We start from the raw sequence: 15,036 nt of genomic DNA, 5'->3' as shown, positions 1-15,036 counted from the left end.
AGCCTCGGCCCGGCGTCCGGCAAATGGTTCATTTCTTGAGAAGGTCCTGCATGCCCGCCTTGGTGTGGGCGAGCGCATCCTCGAGGCTCTGCTGGCCGGACCAGTAGCCGGTGAACTCCTTTGCCTGCAGTTCATAGACCGGGAGCGCACTCGCGGACGTCGCTCCGGTCATGACATAGCCGTACTTGCTGGCGAATTCGCCGAGCTTGACGAGGTCGGGACGTTCCTTCGCAACCTTGGCGACGACATCGGGAGACAATGCCGGCGAACCGCCGCTGCGCGCATAGAGCAAGGCCGCATCCTTGGTGGTGAGCCACTTCAGGAACTTGACGGCGCCTTCCTTGTTCTTGGCGTTCTTGTTAAGGCCCAAACCAAGGCCGTGGATGTGATCGGCGCGTCCGTCGGGACCTGCCGGTGGCGCGACGATCCCGGTCACCTCGGCGACGGCCGGGGATTTTTCGGTGCTGGTCAGATCCGCCGCCGCCGCATTCCACTGCAGCGCCGTCGCGGCCTGGCCGGATGCGAAGGCCGCGTTGGTTTCCGCATATTCGTAGCTCAGCGAATCCTTGGGCGAAGAACCGGCATCATAGAGCTTCTTGTAGAGTTCGAGGCCGGTCTTGTAGGCATCGGAATCCACCGTGACATTGCCGTCCTTGTCCATCCAGTCGCCGCCGTAGGAACGCGGCAGGGACTGGAAGACCATCATGTTGAACAGCAGGTTCTTCATCTGCAGGACTGTGCCATAACGCACCGGGCTGTCGGGGTTCACCTGCTTGGTGAAATAGAGGGCGGTGGCCGCCCAGTCGTCCCAGGTCCAGCTATCCGGGTCTTTCGGCTGCAGGGGCTTGCCGAGATATTTCCGGGCGATTTCACCATAGGTCTTCCTGGCGGCGTCATCCCTGATCAAGGCGTCGATGAGATCCTTGCGGTAGTACATGAAGTGCAACGAAAGGTCTGTCGGGACGCCGTATTGCTTGCCGTCGAACTGCATCGTCTTGAGAACGGATTCGCCGAAAATCTTGGCCGCGTCCGCGCCAAGATCGACCGGCTCCATATAGGGCGCGTAGCGACCGAGCGAGTAGGTGGCGACGAGGTTCACGTCGAAGGCACTGGATCCGGCCGCCATGTCAGCCTGCAGCTTGTCGTAAAAGCCTTCCCGGTTGAAGAACAGCAGTTCCACCTTGTCGGCATCGCTGGCCTGCTTGTTGTAGGTTTCCACGGTTGCCCGCAGTGCGGTTTCCTCGGAGCCGCCAGGCCAGCCGAGCACGGTCACGGTTGCGTTGGCAAAGGTCGGCAAAGCCGTCCCCGCAAGGAGGGTGGCCATAAGCGCAAAAGATGTCCTGCTCAATTTCATGATCGTTCCCTTCTTTTTTGATGATTTTTGCATGACACGACCGGGGCGCCGTTACCTTGCCCATTCGGCAAGATCGGCAACACCGATGACGCCGGCGTGGCCTCCGAGCTTCGCCGTCACGAGATGGGGGGAAAGGCGCGGCGGGACCTCGCTCAGATGTGCGCGCACCCGGTCGAGATAGCCTTCTGCAAGACCGATGCTGCCGCCGATGACGATCAATTTCGGATCGAACATCATCTGAATGTCCCGGCATAGCGCCGCGACCCGCGAGGCGCTCCGCGAGACGATGGCGCCGGCCCAGTCCTCGCCCTTCAGCGCGTGTCCGAACACATCGGCGGCGTCCGCCTTGGAACCGGCCTTGAGGGCCTCCGAAGCGATCCAGCGGCCGGACGTGCTGTCTTCGAGCGGAGCCCGGTCTTCAGACAGACCACGGATCAGACCGAAGTGACCGGCTAGACCGGACAGCAATCGGTCGTTGCAAACGATGCCGCCGCCAATTCCGGTCGAGATGGTCAGAAAGACGATGTCGCGACCTTGCCCGGCGCCGAATTTGTATTCGCCCCAGGCAGCCGCCTGGGCATCGTTGAACGCACAGACCGGCTAGCCGAAAACAGCGGATGCCCTTTCGACCAGCGGGTAGCCGTCGGGAATGCCAAGGGTTGCCGGATTCAATGCCGACCAGCGTCCATCCTGCACCAGTCCGGTCACCGCAATGCCGATGCGGCTGAAGCGGCTCGACCAGGCTGACGTGCTTTGCGCGAGGGATGCCAGCCAGGCGTCGGGTCCAGCCTCTCGCGCGGTCCGCACGATCTTGTCCTCAATCACCGTGCCATCGCTGACCAGCGCGGCCATGGTCTTGGTTCCCCCGATGTCGATGCCCAGGACGGATGGGCCCAGGACGGATGGGCCCAGGACGGTTGGGCCCAGGACACCTGTGCCAAGGGCGGTTTGCGCGCCCCTCGCCGCATAGGCGTCGGAAAGCGCCTGGTGGAACCATGAGGTGACGTGCTCGGTACGGGTGATCGCCGAGCCGACAACCACGGCACAGGCGCCGGCGCGCGCGGCGGCAGCCGCCTGCTCAGGCGACCGGATACGCCCTTCGGCAATGACGTAGGGGGTCAGGGTTCGCATTTCAGCGATGAGGGCGATATCCGGATCCTGCGGCTCCGGCCCGCCGACATAGCCGGAAAGCGTCGTGCCGACGAAATCGACACCCGCGGCAAGGGCCCGGCGCGCATCGTCAAGGCAAGAGCAATCGGCCATGGTCAGCTTGTTCCTGGCCTTGACGGCTTTCACAAGCCCTTCGACCGGAACGGGACGGACACGGTCCGTCGCATCGAAAGCGATGATATCGGCGCCCGCCTCTGCCAGGGCCTCGACATCGGCCAGATAGGGCGTGATGCGCACCGGGCTGTCGGTGAGATCGCGCTTGACGATACCGATGATCGGCACGCGGACGGCCAGGCGGGCGGCCGCGACATAGGGCACGGATTCGATGCGCAGGGCCTTGGCTCCGGCTTCAACAGCGGCCCTGGCAAAGCCTGTCACGAATTGCGCACTGTCCATCGGGCCGCCGGGAACCGGCTGGCAGGACACGATGAGACTGTTGGCGATGTCTTGTCGCTGCACGTCGGCACTCCCCTGTCGCCATCACGATAGATGGAAAATACCAGATTACAACCAGTTCATAACTGGTATTACCTTTGCAGCTCGAAGACGAAATCGTAGACGTCGCCCTTGTAGCGTGTCTCGCAGTATTCCACGATCTGTCCGTCGGCGAGAAAGCAGCGGCGCTCAGTCATCAGCAGCGGTGCGCCCATCTCGCAATGAAGGTGTTTTGCATCCTCCAGCGATGCGCCGCGCGAGCGCATGCGCTGGATTGCCCTCTGAGGCAGGAAGCCGCGTGCATCAAGCGCTTCATAAAGGGAATCCTGAACCATCTCGGGCGAAGGAAGGAAGCGAACCGGCACGGCCGAGACCTCGACGGCGATCGGCGCGCCATCGGCTGTCCGCACACGACGCATGCGAACCACATTGGTATTGCCCGCAATACCCAGGGCCATCATTTCGGCCGGGGATGGACGGCTTATCTGCTTGGAAAGCCATAGACATCCAGGCTTCAGGCCGCGCGCCAGAATGTCCTCCGAAAAGCTCGTCAGCGTCGAAAGCGATTTTTCGACCCGCGACCCGATCTCGGTTTTGGAACCATGCCGGCGATTGAGCTGCCCTTCCTCTTCGAGCAACGCCAGAGCTTTTCTCACGGTGACACGGGAGATCGACAGGGCTTCCGCCAGAACCCGCTCGCCCGGCAGAACCGCGCCGGCTTTCAAAGCATTGGAACGGATCGCTGCCTCGATCGCCGATTTCAACCGTCTGTAAAGCGGCACATCGGACGCTGTCGCTTCCATTTCCCGACTGACAAGCCCGATCAGGTTCACGGTTGTCATTGCCCTTCCTCCCGCGCGAGAAGCACCCAGGATCAAAACATTCCTGACTGGACCTATACTGGTATTATCAATCCGGTGCAAACGGCCGGCGGACGGTGCTTCGCCGCGCCCTCAGCGCATCACGATCCCTTAGCGAACCCTCGGTGACAGCTTCATGGAGATGCGATCGCAGGCAGCCCGCAGGACCTCCAGAGTATAGGCATGGCGGCTTTCACGCGTGTGGCGATTGATATAGGCGACGATGATGGAGGCGACGGCACTGCCGTCCGGCCCGATGACCGGACAGCAGATATCGGTGATCCCGACGAAGTCACGGCTCTCGCGCATCCAGTAGCCGTCCGCGCGGATGGTACGAAGCTGCTTTTCCAGCGCGTCACGATCCAGCGGCGCCGGTGAATGCGCCGCACATTCATCGATCATCCGCGCTGCGACCTTTGGTGACTGGAAGGCAAGTATCACATGGCCGGAGGTCGCGTCGGTGGCCAGGCGGCCGTAGCCGAGGCGCAGCGTGAACGCCATGTCCTCGCCGCCGGGAGCGGCCGCGGTCACGACGGTCAAGCCATGATTGAAGACGACCAGGTGCGGCGACTGATTTGAGTCCCCGGCAATCTGCGTCAGCTCGGGCATGGCGGCGGACATGAGATCCTGAGCGCTCGGCGTGTGCAGCCCCAGCTTGAAAAGCTTGTCGGTCAACGAATAGGCGTCGGTCTCGGCGTTGCGCTCGATATATTGACGCTCCTGCAGCGCGATCAGCATCCGGAAAATCTCATTCTTCGAACGGCCGAGGCCTTCCGCGATCTCCTTCATCGTCAAGGGCGCCCGCGCCTCCGCCAGCAGTTCCAGGACATCCAGCCCCTTGGTCAGCGCCGGGGCCGAATAGGTCGGTTTGCCACTCTCTTTTGCGTCATCTGCCATTCGAAGAATCCCCGGTGGTCCCGCACGATAGAGACAAGAAATCGGAATTGCCATTGGTTTTATATCCAAACTTGACACCATATATAAAACTGACATGATGACGGGGACAATGAATTTCGAGGCCGACCCGATGACCGTCCAGAGACGTGCAAACACTGTGCGCGCAACCATCATTCCCCGGAACAACAGTGTTTACACGTCCGTCGATTTCGATCGCGAGGGCAAGCAGATGGGCTTCTTCCATGTGCCCCAATCGCCGCACGACGATGCCTGGGGTACGGTCCGCGTTCCGCTCGCCGTCATCAAGAACGGTGACGGTCCAACGGTCCTGATCGAGGGTGGCAACCACGGCGACGAATATGAGGGGCCGATCGCGCTCGGCGAGCTTCTGCGCGAGATCGATCCACGGGATATTGCCGGACGCATCATTGCGATTCCGGCCATCAACATTCGGGCCGTCGAGGCCGGCACCCGCACCTCCCCGGTCGACGGGTTGAATTTCAACCGCAGTTTCCCGGGCGATTTCAACGGCACGCTGACAAGCCAGATCGCGGCTTACGTGCATGACGTCCTGTTTCCGATGGCCGACTACTTCCTGGATCTCCATTCCGGCGGTTCGTCCCTGATGATCCTGCCGAGCGCGATCATCGAGCCCTCCCCGACCTCGCAGGGGCATCGCAAGAACATCAGGGCGACGCTCGCCTTCGGGGCGCCGACCGTTGTCATGGTCGACAATCTCGGTGAAACCCGGACCTCGACCGCGTCCGCCAACCACCAGGGACTGATCGTTATCGGCAGTGAGATGGCCGGCGGCGGCCTTGTCAGTCCGGATGCGCTGGCCATCTGCCGCAGGGGCATCCGCAATGTGCTGAAACATGCAGGCGTTCTGAAGGGCGCGCCTGACATCGCCCCTGGCGCCAACGCACGCGTGCTCAAGGTTCCCGGAAGCGAAGGCTATCTGCTTTCCGAGGAGGACGGTGTCTTCGAGCCCTTGAGCCCGCTCGGCAGTGCCGTCAGCAAGGGCGACCTTGCCGGACGCATTCACTTCCTCCACACGCCGTCACGCGCGCCCATCGATCTTCTTCACCCCATCGACGGTATCGTTTTCGCCAAGCGTCAGCCCGGCCGTGTGCGTCCGGGGAATTGCTGCTTCGTGCTTGCCAACGAATATCCGGAGGCACTGACCGATGAGCCATGAGGACATCATGGCGGCTGCCCGGCGCATTGCCCCCTTCATACGGCGCACCCCGGTCGTCAAGCTCGACCATGCCACGGGCGCAAACCTTCAACATGATGTCTATTTGAAACTGGAATGCCTCCAGGTGAGCGGCTCCTTCAAAATTCGGGGCGCCACGAACCGGGTTAAAACGCTCGAGCCAAGCCGGATCGAAAACGGACTGATCGCCGCATCCGGCGGCAATCACGGCCTGGCCACCGCCTATGTGGCTGCCCGGGCCGGCGTTCCCGCCACCATTTACCTGCCGAACAATGCAAGCCCGCTGAAGGCGGAAAAGCTTCGCAAATGGGGGGCTGACGTTCGCTTCGAAGGCAATGTCTGGGATGAAGCGCATGAGGCTGCATCGGCCGAGGCAAAGGCGTGCGGCGCCTTCTACATGCATCCCTTCGCCGATGCCCAGATCGTGTCCGGTCAGGGAACCGTGGCGCTGGAGATGGTCGATCAGATGCCCAATGCCGACATCTATATCGTCGCGATCGGCGGTGGCGGGCTCATCAGCGGCATGTCCGAAGTCCTGAAGCACGTCAAACCCGAAGCCAGGATCATCGGTGTCGAGCCGACCGGTTCACCGACCCTTCACGCCTCCCTGGCTGCCGGCCGTGTCGTTCGCTTGCCCCAGATAACGACGAAGGTGGCGACCATGGCCTGCGGCCGCACGGACGAAAGCATCTACGAGATCGTCGCCAAGCACGTCGACGACATCGTCCTTGTCGAGGATGCGGACATGCAGAAGGCCGCTGAATTGCTCTGGTTCGAATTCGGCATCGCCGCCGACCTCAGTGGGGCGGCATCGGTGGCCGCGTTGACGAGCGGAGCTTTCAAGCCACCGCGCGGCGCCCGCATCGCCGGGCTTGTCTGTGGCGCCGGTATCGAAGGCCTGAATGGCTGAGATTGAACAAGGCCGGTCCACGCAGACGCGGCCCTGACATGGATACGGCACGAGTGCCGCGAAATACCGCCGGAATGCCTGTCACTGGGACGGTCGTCGTGCGGGACATGAAAAAGAGGCGAAGAATCGTCCTGTCGCAACAAGAGGAGAACTGAACATGTGCATTTCCCTGAAAGCATCCATTGCTCTGCTCGCATTCGCCATCGCGACGCCCTCGCTTGCCGCGGAAAAGGTTTTGGGGCTTGCGGCAATCGACCTGCAGAACTCCTTCTTCGTCCGCATGAAGGAAGCGGGCGACGTGGCTGCCGCCGACTATGGGGTGAAATCCACTTGGCAGAGCGCCGAGGGCAGTCTGGAAAAACAGGTCAGCATCATCGAGAATTTCATCAATCAGGGCGTCAGCGCGATCCTGATCGATCCGATCGACAAGAACGCGGTCATTCCGGTCATCCAGAAAGCCACCGCCGCCGGCATTCCGGTGATCACCATGGGCAACAAGGTCGAGGCCGGCTCGAACTACTCGACGCTCTATCCAGACTACGACAACATGTCGATGGTTGCCCGCGCGCTCGGCAAGTCGCTTGGCGGCAAGGGCGAAGTCGCCCTGCTCGTCGGTTCGCGTGGCAACTTCGTGTCCGACACGCGCGAAAAAGGCTTTGTCGAAACCCTGAAAAAGGAGTTTCCGGACATCAAGGTTGTCGGCATCGAGCCGACCGGCTGGGACGCAGCCAAGGCAACCAATGCCGCCCAGACCTGGCTCACCACCTATCCGGATCTGAAGGCCATCGGCTGCATCTCCGACAGCCTTTGCCTGGCCGCCGACTCCGTTGCCAGCTCGATGGGAACCCAGTTGCTCTACGGCGGCTATGACGGCGACGCCGAGATGAAGCCGCTGATCGACGACGGCAAGATGGTGATGGACGTGCTGACCGGCGCCTATCGTGTCGGCTACTGGAACATCGCCGTTGCCGCTCGCCTGGCCAACGGCGAAAAGCTGCCGCAGGATCTCTACATGCCGACCTATTTCGTGACCTCGGATGCGACGGCCGCGAAGCTCAAGGCGGATGGCCTCACCTTCGAATACATCAACACCGACAAAGAGGCGGTGGAAGCCAAGAACTATACCGAGCAACTCGGTCCCAAGGTTCCGGCGACCGCCATGACCCTGGCAAAGTAACAGCCTAAAGCGGCTCAAGCGCCGGATGACATATCATCCGGCGTCCCCTTTTCCCGACGATCGCCGTCGCCGCTCCGTGGTGACCGCGCATGATGCTCGATAAGAGGACCGACCCATGTTCCAGTCCTGGACCTCTCCGTTACTGCGGCGCAACGAACCGGTTCTCATCGCGGTGCTGCTGGTCGCCATCGCCGTCTTCGGCTGGATCGATCCGCGTTTTCTGTCGACCGGCAATCTTGTCAGCATCGCGCAGCAGAGTGCGGTCATCGCCCTCATCTCTTTTGCCATGACGGCCGTGATCATCGCGCGCGGCATTGATATTTCCGTCGGCAGCAATCTTGCCTGTTCCGGCATCGCCGCGGGTCTTGCCTACACGGCAACCGGCTCGGCGAGCTTGAGCCTTCTCGCCGCGATCGGTGGCGGTGCCGCAATCGGTCTGCTCAATGGAACGTTGATCGGCTTTGCCGGCATCTCCCCATTCATCGCAACGCTCGCCACCATGGCGTTTGCGCGCGGCCTGGCGCTCAGCCTCTCCGGCGCATCCAGCATCGCGGTCGCCGATCCGGTCCTGCTTTTCGCGGGACGCGAGACGATCGGCCTCCTGCCGGTCTCCGTCATCATCGCCGCCATCTGCCTGGGCCTCTGGTGGTTCGTGCTCAATCGTACGGTCTACGGACGCTGGATCTATGCGGTCGGCGGAAATGCGGGCGCGGCGCGGGCCTCACTGGTTCCCGTCGACCTCGTGCGCATCTCCGTCTACCTGATTGCCGGTGCGACGGCCGGGCTCGGCGCGATACTCACCATCGGCCGCCTTGGTTCGGCACAGCCGCTTGCCGGCACCGGCCTCGAATTTACAGCCATCACAGCCGCCATCATCGGCGGCACGAAACTGTCCGGCGGCCAGGGCTCCATCTGGGGAACGGCGATCGGGGCGCTGCTGCTGGGCGTCATCAACACCGGCCTGTCCTTCCTGCAGGTACCGCAGATCCTGATCTATTTCGTGACCGCGAGCCTCATTCTGGTGGCCGTTCTCACCAGCCAGCCGGAGAGTGTCGCCGCCCTGTTCAAGACCGGTGGCCGCAAGTCCACCCCGTCGCCCCGCAACATCGCCGCAACACCGGTCGGCAAACACAGCATCGCCTTGCGCGGGCTTGGCAAGTCTTTTCCGGGCGTCAAGGCACTCGATGGTGTCAGCTTTGCCGTCTCGGCCGGTGAGGTGGTGGGACTTGCCGGCGAGAACGGGGCCGGGAAATCGACGCTGGTGAAGTGCATTTCCGGTCTGCATCGCCCGGACGAGGGTGAGATCATCATCGACGGCAACGCCGTCCAGTTCCACTCCCCCAGCGACGCCAGGGGCATCAGCGTCATCCATCAGCATTTCAGCCTTTCGCCGGACCTGACGGTGGCGGAGAATCTCTTCATCGGCCGCGAACCGCATACCCGCCTGGGATTTCTCGACCGGGCCCGGATGCGGCGAGATGCAAAATCCATCATGGACGAGCTGTCGCTCGACATCGACATTGGCGCGGAGCTGCGAACGCTTTCCGTCGGGCACCGGCAGATGGTGGAAATTGCCCGTGCCGTTCTGTCCGATGCTTGGTTCTTCATCATGGACGAGCCGACCAGCGCGCTCTCCAACCGCGAGCGCGACCAACTCTACGACCTGATCGACAGGCTGAGAGCTCGCGGCGCCGGCATCCTCTACATCTCCCACAAGATGGAAGAGATCTTCAGCCAGTGCGACCGCGTCGTCGTTCTGCGTGACGGGCGCTTCATCGGCGAGCGCCAGACCCGCCAGACCAGCGAGGCCGAGATCGTCTCGATGATGGTCGGGCGCGACGTCGGCGACATCTTCCCCTATCTCGAAGCGCAAGTCGGCGAAACCGCGATCGAAATCAGCAACATCTCCGATGGCAAGCTCTTGAAGTCGGCCACGCTCAGCGTGTGCAGGGGCGAAATCGTCGCGCTCGCCGGCCTGATGGGAAGCGGCCGCTCCGAGGTGCTCAGGCTGATTGCCGGCCTCGAGACCATGCATGGCGGCACGCTCAGAATTTTCGGCGGGCAGCAGACCGGCGGCGACACCAAGGCCGCCAATCGCGCCGGCATCGTCTACATACCCGAAGACCGGCACCTGGAAGGATTCGTCGGCACGATGTCGATCAGGGACAACCTGTCCCTCGCCTGGATTCGCGACAACAGTCACTTCGGCCTGCTGAAACCTCGCCGCATCCTGGCACTCGCCCGCGATCTCATCGGCTCACTCGGCGTGCGGCCGGCCCAGCCCGACAAAATGACCATCGAGCTTTCGGGCGGCAATCAGCAGAAGGTCGTCATCGGCAAATGGCTTGCCACCAAACCGAAGATCATCCTGCTCGACGAGCCGACACGCGGCGTCGACGTCGGCGCGAAGTCCGAACTCCATCACCTGATCGCAAGATTGAAGGCCGAGGGCGCGGCGATCCTCATGGTGTCGAGCGAGTTGCCCGAGGTTCTCGGCGTTGCCGACCGCATCGTCGTCATGCGCGAAGGCCACTCTGTCGGCACGCTGGCTCGTGGGGCGACGGAAGAAGAAGTGATGACGCTGGCCTTCGGTGATCACACGATCACACCGCCAGCCTGCGCACCCCGGCCAGCATCCAACCTTGCACCATGCCTGTAAGGAGAACCCTTTGAGCAAGCTGAAGATCGCCATTGTCGGTGCCGGCTACATGGGCCTTCTGCATGCGCAGGTGGTTGCCGCGAGCCCTGTCGCGGAACTGTCGGCATTCGTTGATCCGAATGCTGCCTCGGGAAGCAAGGCCGCGTCCGATTTCGGTGCCCGGCATTTCCGCGATGCCGCCACCGCGCTGGCCGCCAATGCCGCCGACGCCTATATCGTGGCGGCACCCGACACGCTGCATGAAGACGTCTGCCGCACGCTGCTCGATGCCGGCAAGCCGGTGTTGCTCGAAAAACCGATGGCTCACGATCTTTCCGCTGCCAAGGCGATTGCTAGAGCGGCGGAGAGAAACGGCGCGCGCCTGTTGGTCGGCCACATCCTGCGGTTCGACCCGCGCTATTGCGAGGCCGCGGCAGCGGTGAAATCCGGGCGGATCGGCGAGCCGATCCACGGCAGCAGCGGCCGTTTCACCAATCGCGAAGTCGGTCTTCGCATGAACGGAAATTCGAGCGTCTGCTTCTACCTCGGCGTGCATGACGTGGATGCGCTGCAATGGATCTCAGGTTCGGACATCATCGCCGTCTACTCCCGCCCGGTCGCCAAGCTCATGCCTTCGCTCGGGGTTCGCTCCGAAGACGCGATCTTCTCCACCGTCGAGCTGTCGAACGGAATGAGCGGACAGCTCTACTTCGGCTGGACGCTGCCACCGACCGTTCCGACCGGCATCTGGGCACGCACGGAAATCATCGGCACGGAAGGCATGATCGACCTCGACGTCCGCGACCATGGTCTGCGCATCCTGTCGCGGGGACAGTGGTCGCAACCCGACGCCCTGCACTGGCCGACCGTCAATGGCCGTATCACCGGCGATCTCTTCGAGGAGGTCCACCATTTCATTTCGGCGGTTCGCGACGACACCCCTTTCGTGATGCCGCTCGGCGACGCCCTGCGCGCCGTCGCCGTCAACGATGCAATCCTGCGCAGCGTCAAATCAGGTCTGCGCGAACCGGTCGAAGATTGGCACATCCGATGAGAGGACCCTCATGACCCGCCAACAGAACATCTGGTGCAGGCGCTTTCTCGACCTGTCGCCGTTGATCCTGCTGGTCGTCCTGCTGGCGATCTTCGCCCTCATCGACGCCCGCATCGTTTCAACCGCCAGCCTCATCAACATCGTCGCTCAGGCGACCCCGATCGCCATCCTGGCGCTGGGCGCCCTGATCGTTCTGCTGACGGCAGGCATCGACCTGTCCGCCGGCGTCGGCGTCGCCTTCTGTGCCGTCTTCATCGCCAGCCTGATCGACGGCGGCGCCGGCCTGCCGCTTGCCCTGCTCGTCGGCTTTGCCGTGATGGTGGTGATCGGCCTCGCGAACGGCGCCGTTATCGCATTGTTGAAGATACCGCCCTTCGTGACGACACTGGCCACAATGGTCGCGCTGCAGGGCGCAACGCTTGCGGTTGCCTCCAAAGGCGTCCTGATGCTGAAGGATCCGACGCTTCGCGCGGTCGGCATCGAGCGCAGCTTCGGCATTCCCAATGTCATCTTCGCAACACTGCTGATCGTCGCCGTAGCAGCAATCCTGATGCGGCACAGCCGTTTCGGGCTGCGTACCTATGCGCTCGGGTCGGATGCCGGGGCCGCGGAACTTGCCGGCATCCCGGTGACGAAACACACGATCCTCGTCTATTGCGCCTCCAGTATCTTCGTCTTCCTGACGGCTGTGATCATGATCAGCCGGGTGCCTGTCGTGACGCCCAATATCGGTGGTACCTCGCTGCTTCTGGACGCGATCGCCGCTGCCGTGCTCGGCGGCACCAGTATTTTTGGCGGACGGGGAACGGTGTGGGGCGCGGTCGTCGGCGCCCTGATCGTCAGCCTGCTGACGACAGCGCTTCGGGTGTTCGGCACGGACCCGTCCAGCCTCGAACTCTACAAGGGGGCAATCATCATGGTCGCTCTCCTGGCCGATTCCGGCATGACCTACGCCAAGGCGCGGCTTGTCGAGGCAGCACGATGAACGAGCCAGCTCCGGCCTTGCCGATCCCGCCTGGATCCAGCTTTGCGCTGATGACCTCCCCGGATACGGAAAGACACGCGACAGCCGGCGTGCATAAACCCGTCGTCATTCTACCGCTCGGCGCTGTCGAGCAACATGGCCCGCATCTGCCGCTCGGCGTCGATTGCTGGCTTGCGGAAGCGGTTGCGCTCGCCGCGGCGGAAGGACAGGCTTCCATGCGTGTCGCCGAACCTTTCGCCTATGGCTCGTCCGAGCATCATCGCTCCTTCTCCGGCACGATGAGCCTCAGCCCGCAGACCTTCATCGCCGTTCTCGTCGATCTCTGCACCTGCCTTGCCGAAGACGGCTATCTGCCGGTCATGCTGAACGGGCATGGCGGAAACCGCGCCGCCATCCAGGTGGCGATCACCACCCTTGGTAAGCGTGGCATCGTCACGGCGGGTTTCTCGTATTTCGATCTCATCGCCGACCTGGCGGCGGAGGCCCTGCCCGATGCCGCTACAGGCACCGGTCACGCTTGTGCGCTTGAAACGTCGTTGATGATGCATGTGCTTGGCGACAGCGTTCGCCGCGATCTCATCCCGCCGGGCGGCACCCCGCCATCCTGGCCGGATCCTCACCTTTACGCCGCGCCGGCCGTCACCGTCTGGCGCCGTTTCGAAGCCATCCGCGGCAACGGCGTCATCGGTACGCCCTCGGAGGCGAGCGCGGAGGCCGGCAGCAGACTTTTCATCGCAGCCGTGGAACGCAGCCGCGCCGCCATTTTGAACATCCAATCCGAATTCGGCCAAAGGAACGCATGATGACAGTCCATTTCAAATCTTCTCTCGAAGGCCCCAACCTGCGCGGCATGGCGATCGTCTCGGAGCCGGAAGCAGCCGCCCGCATCGGCATCAACCGCATCGGCGGCGAGTGGATTGCCGGCAGCTCCGGCAAATTCCTGAAAATCGACAGTCCGTCGACGGGCGAGCATCTCGGCTATCTCTCGCTTTCCACCCGTGCCGATGTCGGCCGCGCGGTGAAAGCCGCCGAAGGCGCACGCGAGGCCATGCGCAAGATGGGAACCTTCGCGCGGGCTCAGCTGTGCATGCGCATCGCCGACGCGATCGACAGGCGCGCCGAGGAGCTCGCACGGCTGCTCTGCCTGGAACAGGGCAAGCCCTTCCACAGCGAAGCAAAGGCCGAAGCATCGGCGGCAGCTCTCGGTTTCCGCAATGCGGCAGAGCAGATGAAGTGGCTGGAGACGGCGGCGTTTCCGCTTGCCGATGCCAACAAGCGCGCCTTCAGCTTCCTGCAGCCGAAGGGTGTCTTTGCCATCATCACACCTTGGAATTTCCCGCTCGCCCTGCCCTGCCTCTATTATCTCGGACCGGCCATCGCAACGGGCAACACCGTCGTCTGGGTGCCGGCGCCGACGACGTCGCTGATTGCCACGGCACTTGTCGAATGCTTCATCGAGGCGGGCCTGCCGGACGGCGCCATCAATCTCGTTCTGGGTGACGGTGCGGAGGTGGGCGACGAGGCGGTCGTTCATCCGGGCACCCATGCCATCGGCTTCACCGGCAGTTCTGTCACAGGCGCGACGATCGCCCGGCGTGGAGCGGGCAAGCCGCTTCTGCTCGAAATGGGCGGCAACGGTCCGACCATCGTGCTGGCCGATGCCGATATCGACATGGCCGCCGCCCAGGTCGGGGCCGGCTGCTTTGCCAATGCCGGGCAGATCTGCACGGCCACCGAACGCGTGCTGGTGCATAAATCCGTCCATGACCGTTTCATCGAAGGTCTCGTGAAAGCGGCCGCGCAGGTGAAAATGGGCGACCCTTTCGATCCCGCGACAACGATGGGTCCGATCAACAATGCGGTGGCCGTCGACAAGGTGCTCAGCCACATCGCGGACGCCCGCGCGCGTGGCGCCGAGATCGTCACCGGCGGCAATGTGGCGTCGGGTTTTGCCACCAATCTCTATTTCGAGCCGTCGATCGTCACAGGACTGACCCGGGAAAGCCTGCTCAATGTCGAGGAATCCTTCGGGCCGATCGCACCAGTGCTGACCTTCGAGACCGACGAGGAGGCGATGGAACTTGCGGCGTCCAGCCCCTACGGCCTGTCGGCCGCGGTCTTCACCAGCACCATCAAGAACGCCTTTGCCTTTGCTGAAAGCCTGAAGGTCGGCATCGTCAACATCAACGAGATGAGCTGTTATTGGGAGCCGCATATTCCTGCCGGCGGCGCCGCCGGGACGCAGAGCGGCCTCGGCCGCACCGGGGGCCGGCACACGCTGATGGAAATGTGCGATTTGAAGACGATTACCGTGGATATCACCCGCTGACTCCAAGGCCC

At 62.9% G+C, this 15,036-nt stretch carries 11 protein-coding genes and 1 pseudogene; 8 read left to right on the top strand and 4 right to left on the bottom strand.

Features of this window, described 5'->3' with window-relative positions; genetic code table 11:
* Nucleotides 1–28: 28 nt before the first annotated feature.
* The 4 genes and pseudogenes from EOB49_RS11055 to EOB49_RS11040 form a co-directional block, all read right to left on the bottom strand.
* Nucleotides 29–1,324 (bottom strand): sugar ABC transporter substrate-binding protein, encoded by a 1,296-nt coding sequence (locus tag EOB49_RS11055; RefSeq protein WP_245472634.1) that lies wholly within the window; start codon nucleotides 1,322–1,324, stop codon nucleotides 29–31.
* A gap of 81 nt (nucleotides 1,325–1,405) precedes the next feature.
* Nucleotides 1,406–2,983: pseudogene (locus tag EOB49_RS11050) on the bottom strand (putative N-acetylmannosamine-6-phosphate 2-epimerase).
* Nucleotides 2,984–3,051: 68 nt separating this feature from the next.
* The gene (locus EOB49_RS11045) at nucleotides 3,052–3,801 is read right to left on the bottom strand and encodes a GntR family transcriptional regulator (protein WP_127380992.1); all 750 of its coding nucleotides are present in this window, start codon (nucleotides 3,799–3,801) and stop codon (nucleotides 3,052–3,054) included.
* 129 nt (nucleotides 3,802–3,930) lie between these two features.
* Nucleotides 3,931–4,770, bottom strand: a complete 840-nt coding sequence (locus EOB49_RS11040) for an IclR family transcriptional regulator (RefSeq protein WP_164749416.1) — start codon at nucleotides 4,768–4,770, stop codon at nucleotides 3,931–3,933.
* A gap of 40 nt (nucleotides 4,771–4,810) precedes the next feature.
* Between EOB49_RS11040 and EOB49_RS11035 the strand changes: the two genes are divergently transcribed.
* The 8 genes from EOB49_RS11035 to EOB49_RS11000 all read left to right on the top strand — a co-directional run bounded on the left by EOB49_RS11035 (nucleotide 4,811) and on the right by EOB49_RS11000 (nucleotide 15,025).
* A complete protein-coding gene (locus tag EOB49_RS11035) occupies nucleotides 4,811–5,914 on the top strand; it encodes a succinylglutamate desuccinylase/aspartoacylase family protein (protein ID WP_245463597.1) in 1,104 nt (367 codons plus the stop codon).
* On the top strand, nucleotides 5,904–6,842 hold the full coding sequence (locus tag EOB49_RS11030) for a threonine/serine dehydratase (protein ID WP_127380976.1): 939 nt from the start codon (nucleotides 5,904–5,906) through the stop codon (nucleotides 6,840–6,842). Before EOB49_RS11035 ends, EOB49_RS11030 begins: the two co-directional genes overlap by 11 nt.
* A gap of 157 nt (nucleotides 6,843–6,999) precedes the next feature.
* Nucleotides 7,000–8,019, top strand: coding sequence for a sugar ABC transporter substrate-binding protein (locus EOB49_RS11025; protein WP_127322740.1), 1,020 nt, complete (start codon nucleotides 7,000–7,002; stop codon nucleotides 8,017–8,019).
* A 115-nt stretch (nucleotides 8,020–8,134) separates the two neighbouring features.
* The gene (locus EOB49_RS11020; protein ID WP_127380975.1) at nucleotides 8,135–10,678 is read left to right on the top strand and encodes an ATP-binding cassette domain-containing protein; all 2,544 of its coding nucleotides are present in this window, start codon (nucleotides 8,135–8,137) and stop codon (nucleotides 10,676–10,678) included.
* A gap of 10 nt (nucleotides 10,679–10,688) precedes the next feature.
* Nucleotides 10,689–11,711, top strand: a complete 1,023-nt coding sequence (locus tag EOB49_RS11015) for a Gfo/Idh/MocA family oxidoreductase (protein WP_127380974.1) — start codon at nucleotides 10,689–10,691, stop codon at nucleotides 11,709–11,711.
* Between the two features lie 10 nt (nucleotides 11,712–11,721).
* Nucleotides 11,722–12,696 (top strand): ABC transporter permease, encoded by a 975-nt coding sequence (locus EOB49_RS11010; protein WP_127380973.1) that lies wholly within the window; start codon nucleotides 11,722–11,724, stop codon nucleotides 12,694–12,696.
* Nucleotides 12,693–13,499 (top strand): creatininase family protein, encoded by an 807-nt coding sequence (locus EOB49_RS11005; protein ID WP_127323041.1) that lies wholly within the window; start codon nucleotides 12,693–12,695, stop codon nucleotides 13,497–13,499. The genes EOB49_RS11010 and EOB49_RS11005 overlap by 4 nt, the downstream gene beginning before the upstream one ends.
* Nucleotides 13,499–15,025, top strand: a complete 1,527-nt coding sequence (locus EOB49_RS11000) for an aldehyde dehydrogenase family protein (RefSeq protein ID WP_127276290.1) — start codon at nucleotides 13,499–13,501, stop codon at nucleotides 15,023–15,025. The genes EOB49_RS11005 and EOB49_RS11000 overlap by 1 nt, the downstream gene beginning before the upstream one ends.
* The last annotated feature ends 11 nt before the right edge of the window (nucleotides 15,026–15,036 follow it).

Source organism: Mesorhizobium sp. M7A.F.Ca.MR.148.00.0.0, assembly GCF_003997735.1.
GTDB lineage: Bacteria > Pseudomonadota > Alphaproteobacteria > Rhizobiales > Rhizobiaceae > Mesorhizobium.
Note: the sequence above shows the minus strand (reverse complement) of the source record. Positions and strands in the feature narration are given on the sequence as shown.